Origin of the sequence: Saccharothrix australiensis (assembly GCF_003634935.1) — a bacterium.
GTDB classification, from domain to species: Bacteria; Actinomycetota; Actinomycetes; order Mycobacteriales; family Pseudonocardiaceae; genus Actinosynnema; species Actinosynnema australiense.
On sequence record NZ_RBXO01000001.1, the window covers coordinates 4,658,767 to 4,674,499 of the forward strand.

General features: G+C 76.1%; 10 protein-coding genes. 1 reads left to right on the plus strand and 9 read right to left on the minus strand.

Translation table 11 applies throughout. The features are described 5' to 3' along the window. Positions 1–204: 204 nt before the first annotated feature. On the plus strand, positions 205–915 hold the full coding sequence (locus tag C8E97_RS19920; RefSeq protein WP_121011957.1) for a DUF5995 family protein: 711 nt from the start codon (positions 205–207) through the stop codon (positions 913–915). A 74-nt stretch (positions 916–989) separates the two neighbouring features. On the opposite strand, the gene C8E97_RS19925 is transcribed toward C8E97_RS19920, so the two are convergent. The 9 genes from C8E97_RS19925 to C8E97_RS19965 form a co-directional block, all read right to left on the minus strand. Then, positions 990–1,409, minus strand: coding sequence for an STAS domain-containing protein (locus tag C8E97_RS19925; RefSeq protein ID WP_121007076.1), 420 nt, complete (start codon positions 1,407–1,409; stop codon positions 990–992). A gap of 291 nt (positions 1,410–1,700) precedes the next feature. Further along, entirely contained in the window at positions 1,701–2,897 is a 1,197-nt protein-coding gene (locus tag C8E97_RS19930; RefSeq protein WP_147455178.1) for an MFS transporter, read from the minus strand. Between the two features lie 184 nt (positions 2,898–3,081). Continuing rightward, a complete protein-coding gene (locus C8E97_RS19935) occupies positions 3,082–3,768 on the minus strand; it encodes an ABC transporter ATP-binding protein (protein WP_246019025.1) in 687 nt (228 codons plus the stop codon). Next, positions 3,750–4,745 (minus strand): ABC transporter ATP-binding protein, encoded by a 996-nt coding sequence (locus C8E97_RS19940; RefSeq protein ID WP_211347088.1) that lies wholly within the window; start codon positions 4,743–4,745, stop codon positions 3,750–3,752. The genes C8E97_RS19935 and C8E97_RS19940 overlap by 19 nt, the downstream gene beginning before the upstream one ends. Further along, positions 4,742–5,629, minus strand: a complete 888-nt coding sequence (locus C8E97_RS19945) for an ABC transporter permease (RefSeq protein ID WP_121007079.1) — start codon at positions 5,627–5,629, stop codon at positions 4,742–4,744. Before C8E97_RS19945 ends, C8E97_RS19940 begins: the two co-directional genes overlap by 4 nt. Continuing rightward, positions 5,622–6,635, minus strand: a complete 1,014-nt coding sequence (locus tag C8E97_RS19950) for an ABC transporter permease (protein WP_211347089.1) — start codon at positions 6,633–6,635, stop codon at positions 5,622–5,624. The genes C8E97_RS19945 and C8E97_RS19950 overlap by 8 nt, the downstream gene beginning before the upstream one ends. Further along, positions 6,632–8,218 (minus strand): ABC transporter substrate-binding protein, encoded by a 1,587-nt coding sequence (locus C8E97_RS35415; RefSeq protein ID WP_121007081.1) that lies wholly within the window; start codon positions 8,216–8,218, stop codon positions 6,632–6,634. The genes C8E97_RS19950 and C8E97_RS35415 overlap by 4 nt, the downstream gene beginning before the upstream one ends. 535 nt (positions 8,219–8,753) lie before the next feature. Beyond that, the gene (locus tag C8E97_RS19960) at positions 8,754–9,557 is read right to left on the minus strand and encodes a class I SAM-dependent methyltransferase (RefSeq protein WP_121007082.1); all 804 of its coding nucleotides are present in this window, start codon (positions 9,555–9,557) and stop codon (positions 8,754–8,756) included. Further along, positions 9,554–15,733: a type I polyketide synthase gene (locus C8E97_RS19965; RefSeq protein WP_121007083.1), complete on the minus strand. Its 6,180-nt coding sequence runs from the start codon at positions 15,731–15,733 to the stop codon at positions 9,554–9,556. The genes C8E97_RS19960 and C8E97_RS19965 overlap by 4 nt, the downstream gene beginning before the upstream one ends.

A 15,733-nucleotide genomic window follows, 5' to 3' on the forward strand; every position in this document is an offset into this window, starting at 1 on the left:
GCGACCGGCCGATCGGGGCCAGGGCCATCCGTTCGCCGCAGCGAAGGCATCCGGCGGTGGGCGTGGCCGGCCACCCGGTTCCCCGGACAGGGTGACGTGGCGGCGTGAACGGTTGAACCCCGGTGCGGGACCTGGTCCCACCGGTGCCGCGCCGCGACGATCGAGCCGCCCGGCACGCACGCGGTGACACCGATCGGAGTGGACATGACCCACGCCCCTGCCCAGATCCCGGCTTCCGTCGAGCAGGTGGTCCAGCGGATGAAGACCATCGACGAGCAGCTGGACCCGTGCGACGGCGTCGCGTGCTTCAACCGGATGTACCTGCGGGTCACCGAGCTGGTCGGGCAGCACATCGTGGAGGGGTTCTTCGAGGACCCGGTGTTCCTGGAGCGGATGGACGTCCTGTTCGCGGGCCTGTACTTCAAGGCGGTCGACGCCGCCGTGGCGGGCGAGGAGCCGCCCGTGCCGTGGAAGCCGCTGTTCGACGCGCGGGACGACCGCACCGTCTGGCCCCTCCAGTTCGCGCTGGCCGGGATGAACGCGCACATCAACCACGACCTGGCGCTCGCCGTCATCGCCACCTGCCAGGAGCGCGGCACCACGCCGCTGACCAAGCCGGTCCACGCGGACTACCTGCGGGTGAACGAACTGCTGTCACGCGCGGAAGCCGAGGTGCGCGCCGAGTACGAGCCGCAACTGCTCTCGCTGGCGACCGCCGACGCCGAACAGCTCAAGCACGTCCTGTCGAGCTTCAGCATCGCGCGCACCCGCGACGCCTCCTGGGGCACGGCGCTGACGCTGTGGCAGCAGCGCACCCTCAAGCCGGTCTACCGGACCACCCTGGCGGCGGTGGCCACCGACGTCGCGCTGGTCGGCGCCGCGCTGCTCACCCCGGTCGTGCCGCCGCCCGCCTGATCACCGGGTCGCCGCGACACGACGGCGGAGCGGCCGTCGGGATCGCGGTGCCCGCGCTCAGCAGCCCCGCCGGCTCAGGAGCCCCACCACGAGAAGTCGGTGCCCGGCTCGACCGGTGGCCGGGCGGCGCGGTCCCGCACCGCGGCCACCGCCTCGTCCACGGTCTGGCACAGGGCGAGCAGCTCGTCCACCTCGGTGAGCCGCATCGGGCGCGCGACGGCCCGCCGCCCGGCCACGACGGCCAGCGGGATGCCGGACCGCCCCGCGCGTTCCCACACCTCCACCAGGACCGCGATGCCCAACGAGCCGAAGAACCCCACCCCGTCGAGGTCGACCACCAGACCGCCGGCGTCGGCACGCAGGCACGCGAACAGCTCGTCCCGCACCTGCCGGCAGTTCTCGGTGTCGATCCCACCGCGCACCTCGGCGACGACGACCCCGTCCCGCCGGGTCGCGCCCACCGTCACCGCCATCCCCTCGCTGTCCTCGCGCACGACCCTCCTCGGTTGCGGCGAACACGTCCGTCGCGGGCGCGCGGCCGGGGTCGGCGCGCGCGGCGCGCGGGGCGCGCCGGTCGCGGGAACGCGGATCACGGGGATGCGGATCACCCGGACCGGTTACCCACCGACGGGTGCCCGACACCTCGGGGCGGCGGGAAGGGGCCACCTGAGACGGGCTACCGACGTCGGGTGCGGGCCATCCGGCCGAAGGTCGTCGCGCGGGCGCAGCACCCCGCCGACCGGGCGCAGCACCCCGCCTGCCCGGCGAGTCCTCCGGCAGGGCCCCTACCGCCCCGGCCGGAACCGGCGGGCGGCGACCACGGCGCAGACCAGCAGCACCGGGACGCCGAGCAGGATCGGCACGCGCACGCCGAACGCGGACGCGAGCAAGCCGCCGCCCAGCGCGCCCAGCAACGCGGCCGAGGTGGCGACCGCGCGCCCGGCGGCGATCACCCGGCCGAGCATCCCGGACGGTGCGAGCCGTTGCCGGTGGCTGAGGCCGACGACGTTCCACACGCCGAAGGCGAAGCTGCCCAGCAGCAGCCCCAGCGCGGCGGGCACGGCCGAGCCGGCCAACCCCAGCAGGGCTTGACCGGCGGCGGCGAGGGCGAGCGAGCCGGCGAGCGCGACGCCGATCCCGGTCCGCCGCACGACGCGGGCCGCCGTGCCGCCGCCGAGCAGCCCGCCGACCGCGCCCACGCCGAGCAGCAGCCCGTAGGCGTGCGGCGGGAGGCCGATCTCCTCGGCGACGTAGAGCACCAGCACGGCGAACCACGCGCTGTCGGTGAACGCGAACACACCGGTGAGCCCGACCAGCGCCCGCAGCTCGCGGTGGCGGCCGAGCCACCGCACGCCCTCGGCCGTCTCGGCGAGGACCGGGGCGCGCCGGGCGGCCGGGCGGGGCGCGAACAGGTTCGGCAGCGACAGCACCAGCGCCGCCGCGATCGCCAGCGCGCCGCCGTTGACCGCGAACGGCAGCACCAGGGCCACGCCGAAGAGGTAACCGCCCAGCGGTGGCCCGAGCAGCTCGTTCCCGGCGATCTCCGCGTTGAGCAGGCGGCCGTTCGCCCGTTCCAGCTCCGCGTCGTCCACCAGCCGCGGCAGCAGGGTGGCCGCGGCGGTGTCGCGCAGCGTCTCGGCGAGGCCGCAGCCGAAGGCGACGAGGTGGACCACCACGACACCGACCGCGCCGACCGCGAGCCCGGTGGCCACCGCGCCTGCCAGCGCGGCCAGCAGCACGACCCGGACCACGTCCACGACCACGACCAGGCGACGCCGGTCGACCCGGTCCACCACCGCGCCGGCGAACAGGCCGAACAGCAGCCACGGCGCCTGCCCGGCCGCGGTCACCCCGGCCACCAGCAGCGGGTCCCGGCTCATCGTCACCACGAGCAGCGGCAGCGCCGCCTGCCGGATGCCGTCGCCGATGTTCGTCAGCGCCGTGGCCGACAACAGCCGGTGGTAGGGCGAAACCGCGACCATCACCGCACCGTGTTGGGCGGCCCGCCGCCCGGTGGGCGGAACGCGCGAACCGACATCGGTCAGCCGCACCGCGCCTCGGGGGACCGTGCTCGGGACGCGGGTGCGGAGCCGCGGAAGCCCGAGCCGGCACGGCTCACCGGACCCGCCACGGGCACGACCGAGCGCACGCCCCGGCCGGCGCGGCTCACCGGTCCGGCGAAGCCGCCGCGGACACCTCGCCCAGCCGCACGACCCGGTCGGCCCAGTGGTCGAGCAGCACGGTGTCGTGCGAGATCGCGAGCACGCCGGCACCGGTCTCCCGCTGGTAGTCGCGGATCACGCCGACCAGGGCGGCCGTGGTGGAGGCGTCCAGCATGGTGGTCATCTCGTCGCACACCAGGTAGGCGGGGCGCAGCGCGAGGGCGCGGGCCAGGCACGCGCGCTGGAGCTGGCCGTCGCTGACCTCGTGCGGCCGGCGGGCGAGCAGGTCGGGCGTCAGCATCACCAGTTCGGCCAACCCGTCGACGCGGGAGACCGGCAGGCCGTTGGCACGCAGGGGTTCGGCGATCGCCGTGCGCAGCGTCATCCGCTGGTCCACCGACAGGCGCGGCTGCTGGAACAGCACGCCGATCCGGGTGCGCTGCCGGCGCGGCGCGCGGTGGCGGTGGCCGGTCACCGGGACGCCGTCGAGCACCACCCGGCCCGCCTGCGGCTTGTGCAGCAGCGCCAGGACGCGGGCCAGCGTGGACTTCCCGCTGCCGCTCGGGCCGACCAGGCCGACGGTCCGCCCGGCCTCGACGGTCAGGCTGACGTCGGTGAGGACGGGGTGGCGCGGGTCGTAGCCGGCGGTGACCGCCTCGGCGCGCAGCCCGGTCAGCACGGCAGGTGGCACGCGAACGCGTGGTCGTCGGCGGCACGGACCGGGTCCTCGCCGGCACCGGCCGGGTCCCCGGCGGGCGGCGGGCGCTCGGTGGTGAGCGGCGGGCGCTCGGCGCAGACGGGCGCCGACTGATCGCACCGGGGCGCGAACGCGCAGCCCGCCGGCAGGTCGGTGAGCAGCGGCGGCTGTCCCGGTATCGGCGTGAACGCGCGGTCGGGCAGCGCGTCGACCAGGCCGCGGCTGTAGCGGTGGCGCGGCGCGTCGAGCACCCGCCCCGCCGGGCCGATCTCGACGATCCGCCCCGCGTACATGACGGCGATCCGGTCGGCGACGCGCTGGGCGGCGGCCAGGTCGTGGGTGATCAGCAGGACCGCGCGCCCCTCGTCCACCATGCGGCGGAACTCCCCGATGAGCCCGTCGACCAGGTCCCGGTCCAGGCCGGTGGTCGGCTCGTCGGCGATGAGCAGCCACGGGTCGCCGACCAGGGCGAGCGCGTTGGCGACGCGCTGCGCCATGCCGCCGGACAGCTCGTGCGGGTAGCGGTCGAGGTCGTCCGGCGTCAGCCCGGCGCGGGCCGCCACCCGGTGCGCGTGGTCGCGTGGCGAGGTCTCGGCGGGGTGGTGGACGCGCACGGCCTCCTCCAGCTGGGCGCGGGCCGTGCGCACGGGGGTGAGGTGGGTGGCCGGGCTCTGCGGGATGAGCCCGACGCGCCTGCCCCGGACGGTCCGGGCGAGCACCGCGTCGGACGCGGCGAGCAGGTCCAGCGGCGGTCCCTCGCCCGTCATCGTCGCCGTGCCGGCCGTCTGCGCGTTGCCGGGCAGGAACCCGAGCAGCGCGTGCGCGAGCACGGTCTTCCCGCAGCCGCTCTCCCCCACCAGGGCCAGGCACTCGCCCGGCCGGACGCGCAGCGACACGTCGTTCACCGCCGCCACGGTCACGCCCGGCAGGCTGAACCGGACGCTGACGCGGTCGAGCACGAGTTCGGTCACCACGACAGCTCCGATCTGCGCCGGGGGTTGAGCCGGTCGCGCCAGACCCCGCTCAACCCGGAGATGGCGAGGGTGGCGGCGATCAGGACCGCGCCGGGCGCGAGCGACATCCACCAGCCGCCGGTCAGCAGCGACCGCTGCGCGTCGTTGATCATGTTGCCGATGCTGGCGGAGTGCGGCGGCAGCCCGAGGCCGAGGAACGACAGGGCGGTCTCGTGCCACACCGCGTGCGGCACCATCAGCGTGGTGGCGAGCAGCACCTGTGGCGCGACGTTGGGCAGCAGGTGCCGCACCAGGACGCGCGTGCGGGACGAGCCGCCGGTGATCGCGGCGTCGATGAACGGGCGGTCGCGCAGCGAGAGGACCTCGGAGCGCACGATCCGGGCCGAGGTCAGCCAGTGGGTCACGCCGATGGAGATCACGACGGCGGTGAGGCTGGGCCGCAGCACCGCGACGATCACGATGCCGAGCAGCAGGTGCGGCACCGACGCGACGGCGTCGACCAGGCGCATCAGCACGCGGTCGAGCCACCCGCCCGCCGCGCCCGCCAGCGCGCCCACCGCGGTGCCCAGCACGGCCGAGATCAGCGCGGCGACCACGCCGACCGCCATCGACACCCGGAACGCGTACAGGCAGCGCAGCAGGACGTCGCGCCCCAGCTCGTCGGTGCCGAACGGGTGCGCGGGCGACGGCGGCCGGTTGGCCGAGGCCAGGTCGACGTACTGCTGGTCGAGGTCGACCACGAGGGGCGCCACCAGCGCCGCGACCACGAGCACGCCCAGCACGACCGCGCCGGTCACCAGCCGGCGGCGCGGCGACCGGGGCGCGCTCGCGGCGGTGAGCCTCGACCGCGGGACGGACCGCCACCGCGGGGTGTCACCCATCGAGCCCCACCCTCGGGTCGGCCAGCGCGTAGAGCACGTCGGCGAGCAGGTTGCCCAGCAGCACCACGGCGGTGGCGAGCACGGTGAGCGCGCCCAGCAGCGCGAAGTCGACGTTCAGCGCGGCGTCGACGGTGGCGCGCGCGATGCCCGGCCAGGAGAACACGGTCTCCACCAGCAGCGCGCCGGTGATCAGCTCGGGGATGCGCGCGCCGAGCAGGGTCAGGAACGGCAACAGCGACGTGCGCAGCGCGTGCCCGGACACCACCAGGTGGTCGGGCAGGCCGCGCGCGCGGGCCCCGATCACGTGGTCGGAGGTGAACGACTCCAGCAGGTTCTGCCGGACGAACAGCACGTACCAGGGCGCCTGCGAGACCGCGAGCACCGACGCGGGCAGCAGCAGGTGCCGAACGACCTGCCCGACGTCGAGCGCCGCGCCCGCGTCGGTGAGCCCGCCGCCGGGCAGCCACTGGAGTTCGAGCGCGAACACGTACAGCGCGGCCAGGCCGAGCCAGAACACCGGCGCGGCCTCCAGCGCGTAGGCGGTCGCGGTGATCGCCCGGTCCAGCCAGCCGCCCTGCCGCCACGCCGCGAGGGTGCCGAGCACCAGGCCGAGCAGCAGCGCGAGGGCGAACCCGACGGACACCAGCAGCACCGACCAGCCGAGCCGCTCGCCGATGACCTGCGCCACCGGCTGCTGGAGGGACAGCGAGTCGCCGAAGTCGCCGGCGACGGCGTGCCGCAGCCACGCCAGGTACTGCTCGACCACCGGCTGGTCGACGCCCCAGTTCGCCCGGATCTGCGCCACCCGCTCCGGGGACGCGCCGATGATGCGCAGCCCGAAGTAGCGCTCGACGGGGTCGAACGGCGACGCCTTGGCGAGCGCGAACAGCGCGAAGCCGACCAGCAGCAGCACCGGCACGGCGAACGCGAGGCGGCGCAGCACGAGCAGGCCGATGGCCCGACCGCGCCGGCCCGTCCGCGCGGTCGCGACAGGGGTGGCCGTCACGACTTGGGCGTCCAGCGTTCGAGGTTCCACCACACCGCGTGCACCAGCCCGTGGTCGTGCGGCTCGACCTGCGTGGCCTGCCCGTCCCACTTGTCCCGCAGCACGTAGGTGTGGTCGAGGAAGGCCAGGAACGCCCAGCCGGGGTCGGCGACGAACGCCTGCTGGAACTCGGTGTACGCCTGCTTGCGGGCGTTCGGGTCGAGGCTGCGGCGCGCGGTGTCCAGGGCGGCGTCCACCGCCGGGTTGCGGTAGAGCGTCATGTTGACGTAGCCGGGCTCGCCCGCGTAACGGGAGTGCAGCAGGGTATAGGCGGTGGTGTCGGGGTCGTACGGCTCGCCGCCGCCCCACATGCTCGCCGCCTCCTTCCGCCGCTGGAGCATCAGCTCGTAGGTCGTCGCCTCGACCGGCGCGTCGATGCCGAGCTTGGCGATGTCGCTCGCCACCGCCAGCGCGAGCTCCTTGCGCAGCACGTCCGGGGCCGGGTACAGGATCGGCAGCCGCGCGGCCTGGCCGTCCCGCGACCGCTTGCCGTCCGCTCCCCTGCGCCAGCCGGCCTCGTCGAGCAGCTTCTCGGCCCGCGCGGTGTCGTGGGCGAAGGTCGCGCGGCTGTCGTACCACTGGTCGAGGTACGGCGAGATCGGTGTGGCGGCGGGTTTCCCGGCGCCCGCCAGCACGGTGTCGATCATCGCCTGGCGGTCGATGCCGAGGTTGATCGCGATCCGCACGTTCGGGTCGGCGGTGAGCGGCAGCTCCGACGGGATGCCCAGGGCGCGGTAGTCGGCGGACGGGTTGCGCACGACACGGTAACCGGCCTTGTCGGCGTACGGCTTGGCCAGCTTCGGCGGCAGGACGGTCCCGTCGAACTCGCCGGCGGCCATCCGCGTCGCCCGCGCGTTGTCGTCGGCGACGAACACCACGGTCACCGTCTTGACCGCGGGCGCGCCGCCCCAGTACCCCTCGTTGGCCTTGAGCACCAACCGGTCGCCCTTGCGCCACTCGGCCACCGTGTACGGCCCGGTGCCGATCGGGGCGGTGTTGAACGGCGCGCTGTTGACGTCCACGCCTTCGAACGCCTTGCGCGGCACGACACCCAGCGTCAGGTGCTGCACCAGTGGCACGTAGGGGTACTTCAGCCGGAACACCACCGTGCGGTCGTCCGGCGCGCTCACGTCGGCCACGGCGTCGAACCGGGACGCGACGGTGGAGTTCACCTTCGGGTCCAGCACGGTCCGGTAGGTGAACACGACGTCCTGCGCGGTCAACGGGGTGCCGTCGGTGAACGTCGTGCCCGTGCGCAGCTTCGCCGTCCACGTCAGGCCGTCCGGCGAGGCGGTCGGGACTTCCTCCGCCAGCGCGGGCACCAGCCGCAGCTCCGCGTCGCGCGCCACCAGGCCGTCGAAGACCTTGGACGCGCCGTCCGGCGCGTAACCGAGGACGGGGTTGAGGTTCTCCGGCTCGCCCGCGGCGGCGATCACGATCGACCGCCCGTCGCCGGCGGCGGTCGGCGCGCCGTCCGGCGACGTGCACGCGGCGGCCAGCCCGGCCACGACGACGACGCTGATCAGCCAACGGCGCACGCGCATCACTCCTGACGGAAGGTCACCAATGCAGTGAGCAGCTAACAGCAAGAGTTTTGCAACAGCAAGAGCCTGGCCACCGACGTCATCCTCGTCTCAGCGGACGGCTCGGGAGGTGCCGGCGGGCGGACGCGGCTCGTGCGCACCGGGAACGCGCTCCGCCCCGCGCACGGGCGGGGCGGCGGCGGGAGCGGCGGAGCGGCTGGACAGGCCGCGGAAGGGCCTGCGGACCCGCCGCCGGGCGCAAGCGGTCGACGTCCCGGCCGGCTACCCGTGGTGACGAATCGCGTGCGTCCGGCCGGACGTCGGGGTCGGGGCTGAGGGTGCTCCCCCAGGGGACCCGTCACCACGTCGGGGACCGGTCGGGCGGGGCACCGGTTCCTGGCACGGGGTCGCCGGTCGCCCCGGTCGGGCACGTCCCGGCGGACGGGCGCCGCGAACCGGGTGCCGGTCGATCCCGGCGGGACCCGCCTCGGGCCGGGCGACCGGGCGCCCGGCCCGAGGCGGGTCCCGACCGGTTCGTCCGCGTACGGGTCGGCGGTCACAGGTCGGCGACGCGCCAGACGCCGATCGACTTGTCGGCGAACCGCAGCTCCACCTGCTCGCCCCCGCGCTCGACCACGTACACCTCCGTGCACCGCTCGTTGATCAGGTGGACGGGCTCGGGCAGGTGGAACGGCGCGACGCGCAGGTTGAGCGGTCGCCAGCCGCCGGTCTCGATGTCGTCGTTCGCCGCCCGCTCGGTGAAGGTGGTGGTCGCCAGGTACTTCGCGCCGCTGCGCTTGACGTTGTCCAGCGCGCCGCGCACGTCGTCGTGGCTCAGGTGCACCAGGCAGTCCCGCGAGAAGACCAGGTCGGCCGGCGGTAGCGGGTCGCGCACGAGGTCGAGGACGAGGAACTCGCGGTCCGGGCGCGCGAACCGCTCCCGGTTCCGCTCGACCACCTCGGGCACGACGTCCGCCCCGAGGTAGGACTCGACGCCCAGCTCGACGCGGGACATCCAGAAGAAGTCGCCGCAGGGCAGGTCGAGGAATGTGCGGACGCCCAGCGCGGCGACCAGGCCGGGCAGCTCGGCGCGCAGCACGGCGGTCTGCACCAGGTCCGACCCCACCCCGGACCGGGACGCGGTCTCGTCGAACCCGGTGTCGTCGCCCCAGTTCCAGGCCGCGCTCGCGTAGATCTCGGAGAAGACCTCCCGCGCGGACCGGTCCGCGCGGGCCGGGTCGCCGTCCGGGTCCTTCGTCGCGAAGAACCCCTCCGGGACGACCGTCCGGCGCTCCTCCGCCGGTGGCGTGCCGGGCGCGTGGTCCGGCGTCGTCGGCTGGTGGCTCCGGTCAGGGTTCATCGCAGGCTCCCGATCCAGGTGGTGATGGCGCGCGCGACGTCGTCCGCGTGCCGGGACATGATCGTGAAGTGGTCGCCGTCGAGCGTGATCCGCTCGTGCGGGCCGGGCCACTCGTGCCGCCACTCGGGGTCGGCCAGCGGTTCCGCGCCGTCCGGTGTCCGCGGCGGCTCGGCGGCGGCCAGCACCAGCACCGGCACGGCCAGGTCCCGGTCGACGCGCCACTCCCGGTTGTGCAGGTCGATGTAGAGCACCGACGCCGTGATCTTTTCGAACGAGTAGTTCTCCGCGCGGGTGACCTCGCGGTACTGCGCCCGGAAGAACTCCTGCAGCCGCAGCGGTATCCGGTCGGCGGTGTAGGTGTCGACCAGCACCACGCCGAGCGGCGTGTCCGCGCCCGCCCGTTCCAGCGCGGCGGCGACGGCGTGCGCCTGCGCGCCGCCCGACGAGTAGCCGACCAGCACGTAGGGCTCCCCGTCGGCGCACCGGAGCACGGCGTCGGCGAGCGTGTCCACGAGGGCGGGCCACGACGCCGCCACCGGCGCGTCGGTCTCGTAGCCCGGCGGCACGACCACCACCACGTCGGCCCGGCCAGCGAGGGCCGCCGCCATCGCGCTGTAGTTCAGCACCGGTTCCCACGTCGAGATGGACGGCAGGCAGATCAGCCGCGGCAGCGCGTCGCCGCTCGCCAGCCGCACGACGCCGACGCCGTCGGCGAGGTCGGCCGGTGCCGTGCCGCGCGGGCGCACCGCCGCCGCCGCGCTCGCGAGGGCGTCGGCGGCCGGGTGCAGGCCGCGGTCGACCAGCGCGGCGTAGACGTCGACGAAGTCGCGGCCGGTTGCGGGCGTCGGCGCGGCGTCGCGCCGCCGCTCGACGCGGTCGAGCAGGTCGCGGGCGGCGGCGCGCGGTGTCTCGTGGTCGAACACGAACGTCACGGGCAGCGGCACGCCGAGGGCGCGGCCGAGCCGGTTGCGCAGCTCGACGGCGGTCAGCGAGTCGAACCCCGCCTCGCGGAACACCTTCGTCGCCGCGAGGCCGCCGTCCGCCGGGTCGTGCCCGAGCACCACGGCGGCCTCCCGGCGCACGAGGTCGGTGAGCACCTCCACCTTCGCGCCGGCGTCCAGCCCGGCCAGGGACGGCGCGCCCGAGGCGGTGGTCGGCGCGGTGCGCGGCGCGAGGTCGCGCAGCAGCGGGTCGAGGCCGCCGGACCGGGCCAGCCGCCGCAGCGCGGGCCGGTCGGTGAGCACCGGCACCAGGCACGGCGACGGGGAGCCCAGCGCGGCGTCGAACAGCCGCAGCGACTCCTCGCGCGTCATGAGCCGCAGGCCGGACCGGGCCGTCCACTGCGCCTCGCGCGCCGCACGCGCCTCGTCGCCGCCGTCGTAGGCCCACAGCCCCCAGGCCAGGGAGGTCGCGGGCAGGCCGGCGGCGTGGCGGCGGGCGGCCAGGGCGTCCAGGAAGGCGTTGGCGGCGGCGTAGCCGCCCTGGCCGGGGCTGTTCAGCACCCCCGCCGCCGAGGAGAACAGCACGAAGGCGGCGAGGTCCAGGTCGCGGGTCAGCTCGTCCAGGTGCACGGCCGCGTCGACCTTGGGCCGCAGCACGGCGTCGAGCCGGGCGGCGTCGAGCGCGTCGACCAGCGCGTCGTCGAACACCCCGGCGGTGTGGACCACGGCCGTCAGCGGCCCGGCGGCGGCGATCAGGTCGCGGACCGCCGCGCGGTCGGCGACGTCGCACGCCACGATCCGCACGGACGCACCGGCGTCGGTCAGCCGCCGCCGCAGGTCCGCCGCGCCCGCGGCCCGCTCACCGCGCCGCGAGGCCAGGACGAGCCGGCGGACGCCGTGGTGGGCGACGAGGTGCTCGGCCACCACGGCCCCGAGCGTGCCGGTGCCGCCGGTGATCAGGACCGCCCGCTCCGGGTCGAGCCGGGTGGCGCCGTCGGAGGGCGTCGCCCGCACCAGGCGGGGCGTCAGCACGCGACCGTCGTGCACGACGAGCTGCGGTTCCGAGCCGTCCGGCAGGGTCGACGGGCCGCCCGCCCGCGGCAGGTCGGCTCCCGCCGGGCGGTCGGCTCCGGGCGGCAGGTCGGCTCCCGCCGGGCGGTCGGCTCCGGGCGGCAGGTCCGCGCCCGGCGACCGGCCGTCCCCGGGCGGCAGGTCCACGAGCCGGAAGCGGCCGGGCGACTCCGCCTGCGCGCTGCGCACGAGACCCCAGACCGCGGCGGCGACCGGGTCGGTCCGCATCCCGGTGGTGGCGACGACCAGCCGCGTCGGCCCGGTGGGGAAGCGCCGGAGCGCGGCGAGGACGTCCCCGAGCACCGATCGCACGCGGGCCGGCTCGTCACCCTCGCCGGCCGGCACGCGCAGCAGCACCCACGGTTCACCGCCGGTCGCGTCGGCGACCTCCGGGAGGTCCACCGCGCCGGCGGACGCGGTCGCCGACGGCTCCCAGGCCACGACGAACGGCGTCGGCCCGAGCGCCACCGGGCGCGTGACCAGGGAGCCGACGGTCAGGACCGGTTCGCCGTCCGGGTCGGCGAGCGTCACCGCCAGGCCGCCGGGCGTGGTCGAGAGCCGCACCCGCGCGACCGTGCCGACGCGACCGCGGACCGCGACCCGGTGCCAGGCGAAGGCGATGCCGGGGTCACCGCCGTCGCCGGCGAGGAACGCGGTGTGCAGCGCCGCGTCCAGCAGCGCCGGGTGCACGGCGTACCCGGCGGCATCGGCGTCGACCGCCACCTCGGCGTACCAGGTGCCGCCTGCCCGCCACGCGGCCCGCAGCCCCTGGAAGGCGGGGCCGTACTCGTAGCCCGCGTCGGCGAGCGTCGCGTAGAAGTCGTCCAGGTCGACCGGCCGGGCGTCGGCGGGCGGCCACGCGGTCAGCGGTTCGAGCGCGTCGCCGCGCCCGGTCGGCGGGTCGGGCTCACCGCCGCGCCCGGTCGGCGGGTCGAGCGCGTCGCCGTGCGCGGCCAGCGTGCCGGTCGCGTGCAGCGTCCACTCCCCGTCGACGCGGGAGTGCACCTCGACCGCGCGGTCTCCCCCGCCGTCGCCGTCACCGACGACCACTTGGACGAGGGCCTTGCCCGCGTCGGGCAGCACCAGCGGCGTGCGCATCACCAGTTCCCGCACCACCGGGCAGCCGACGCGCTCGCCCGCCCGGACCGCCAGCTCGACCAGCAGCGACCCCGGCGCGAGCGCGACGCCGGAGACCACGTGGTCGGCCAGCCACGGGTGGGTCTCGCGGGACAGCTGCCCGGTCAGCACGAGCCCGTCCGACGCCGGGTCCTCCACGGCCGCGCCGAGGACCGGGTGCCGCACGGGGTCCAGCCCGACGCGCGCGAGGTCACCGGTCGCGGCCGGGCCGGGCGTCAGCCAGTACCCGCGGCGCTCGAACACCGTCGTCGGCGCAGGCGCCTTCGGACCGGCGGGCAGCACGGCGGACCAGCGCACGTCGCCGCCCCGGACGTACACCTCGGCCAGGGACCGCGCGAACCGGTCCGGGCCGCCGTCGTCGCGGCGCAGCGTGCCGACGACGGCGGCGTCGGTGTCCGCGAGCGTGTCCGAGATCGGGGCCGTCAGCACCGGGTGCGTGCTGACCTCGACGAACAGCCCGAACCCCAGCTCGCCGAGCGCCGCGACCGCGTCGGCGAACCGGACCCGGCCGCACAGGTTGCGGCCCCAGTACCCGGCGTCGATCGGCGTCCGCACCCAGTCCGCGTCCACGGTGGACATCCACGGCACGGCGGGCGGCGCGCCGGTCACGTCCGCGAGCAGGTCGACGACCTTCGCCGCGATCGGCTCCGCGTGCCGGGTGTGCGAGGCGAACGACGCGGCGACCGGGCGGACGCGCACGTCCCGCGCGCGGTAGTGCCGCGCCACCTCGGCGATCACCCCGTGCCCGCCGGCGAGGACGACGGAGTGCGGCCCGTTCACCGCCGCGATTTCGATGTCGGGCCAGGCGCGGGCGTCGCGCTCCGCCCGCTCCACGGGTATCGCGACGGTCAGCAGCCCGCCGGCACCGCCCAGCTCGGCGCCGGTCGCGCTGCGCAGCGCGACGACCTTCGCGGCGTCCTCCAGGGTCAGCGCGCCGGCCACGCACGCGGCGGCGATCTCGCCCTGGGAGTGCCCGACCACCGCGTCCGGCTCGACCCCGCACGACCGCAGCAGCGCGGCCAACGACACCATCACCGCGAACGTCACCGGTTGCAGCACCTCGACGCGGTCCAGCGGGCCCGCGCCGAGCACGACGTCGCGCAGCGACCAGTCCACCCACGGCGACAGCGCCCGCTCGCACTCGCGCATCCGCGCCGCGAACACCGGGTGCGCCCGCCACAGGTCGCGGCCCATGCCGACCCACTGCGCGCCCTGGCCGGGGAACACGAACACGGTCCTCGGCCGCTCCCCCGCGACCCCGGTGACCACGTCGGGCGAGGACCGGCCGGCGGCGAGGTCGCGCAGCGCGGCGACCGCGTCCTCGGCGACGACGACGGCGCGGTGCTCCCACGCGGCGCGGGCGGTCGCCAGCGTGCGCGCCACGCCCGCGCGCTCGGCGGGCAGCCGGTCGGCGAGCCGCGCGGCCTGGAGCGCGAGCGCCGACTCGGTGCGCGCGGACAGCACCAGCGGCAGCGGACCGGCCGGCTCGGCGGAGACCTCCGACAGCCCGGCGGGCCAACCGGCCACCCCGTCGGCCGGCGCGTCGGCCACCCCACCGGACGGCTCACCGGGCAACCCGGCGGACGGCTCGGGTGTCGACCCTGCGGACGGCCCGAGTGACCGCGTCGGCGGCTCGGGCTCGGTGGCCGGCGCTTCCTCCAGCACGACGTGCGCGTTCGTCCCGGACACGCCGAACGACGACACCCCGGCCCGGCGCGGACGCCCGTTCGCCTTCCACACCGCGGGTTCGGTCAGCAGCGCGACGGAGCCCCGCGACCAGTCCACCTGGTCGGTGGGGCGGTCCACGTGCAGGGTGCGCGGCAGGAACTCGTTGCGCAGCGCCAGCACCACCTTGATCACGCCGACGACACCGGCCGCCGACTGCGTGTGCCCGAGGTTGGACTTCACCGAGCCCAGCCACAGCGGCTGGTCCCGCTCCTGCCCGTACACCGCCATGATCGCCTGCGCCTCGATCGGGTCGCCCAGCACCGTACCGGTGCCGTGCGCCTCCACGAAGTCCACTTCGGACGGACGCACTCCCGCGTCCGCCAACGCCTTCCGGATCACCGCCTGCTGCGCCGGGCCGTTCGGCGCGGTCAGCCCGTTCGACGCGCCGTCCTGGTTGACGGCGGAACCCCGCAGCACGGCCAGCACGTCCCGACCGTCCCGCACGGCGTCGGACAACCGTTGCAGCACCAGCACCCCGACGCCCTCGGACCACCCCGTGCCGTCCGCCCCGGCGGCGAAGGACTTGCACAGCCCGTCGGCCGCCAGCCCGCCCTGCTTGGACAGCTCGGTGAACATGCCCGGCGTCGCCATCACGGTCACCCCACCGGCCAGCGCCATCGAGCACTCGCGCGACCGCAGCGACGCGGCGGCCAGGTGCAGCGACACCAGCGACGACGAGCACGCCGTGTCGACGGTGATCGCCGGCCCCTGCGCGCCCAGCACGTAGGACACGCGGCCGGACAGCGCCGCCGGCGCGGTGCCGGTCAGCAGGAAGCCCTCCGACTCGCCCTGCGCGCCGATGCCGTAGGACTGCGTGGACGCGCCGATGAAGACGCCGGCGTCGGTGCCCCGCAACGACGTCGGGTCCACCCCGGCCCGCTCCAGCGCCTCCCACGACGTCTCCAGCACCAGCCGCTGCTGCGGGTCCATCGCCAGCGCCTCGCGCGGCGAGATGCCGAAGAACCCCGCGTCGAACGCGCCCGCGTCGGCGAGGAAGCAGCCGCGGCGCGTCGCCGAGCGGGCGCCCCCGGCGGGGTCGTCGGCGAACAGGGCGTCCAGGTCCCAGCCCCGGTCGGTGGGGAAGCCGCCCACCACGTCCCGGCCCTGCGCGAGCACGTCCCAGAACCGCTCGGGCGTGTCGACGCCGCCGGGCAGCCGCACGCCGACGCCGACGATCGCGATGCCCTCGTCGCGCGCCGCCTCCAGCTCGGCGACCCGCAGGCGGGCCCGCCGCAGCTCGACCGCCATGCGCTTGAAGTACTCGACGCCCCTGCTCTTGTCGTCCACGGTGTCCCCCAA

Bases quoted from the DNA above. Each gene is read 5' to 3' on its own strand.
- C8E97_RS19920 (WP_121011957.1), top strand. From the start codon at position 205: ATGACCCACGCCCCTGCCCAGATCCCGGCTTCCGTCGAGCAGGTGGTC.
- C8E97_RS19930 (WP_147455178.1), bottom strand. From the start codon at position 2,897: ATGGTCGCGGTTTCGCCCTACCACCGGCTGTTGTCGGCCACGGCGCTG.
- C8E97_RS19945 (WP_121007079.1), bottom strand. From the start codon at position 5,629: ATGGGTGACACCCCGCGGTGGCGGTCCGTCCCGCGGTCGAGGCTCACC.
- C8E97_RS35415 (WP_121007081.1), bottom strand. From the start codon at position 8,218: ATGCGCGTGCGCCGTTGGCTGATCAGCGTCGTCGTCGTGGCCGGGCTG.
- C8E97_RS19960 (WP_121007082.1), bottom strand. From the start codon at position 9,557: ATGAACCCTGACCGGAGCCACCAGCCGACGACGCCGGACCACGCGCCC.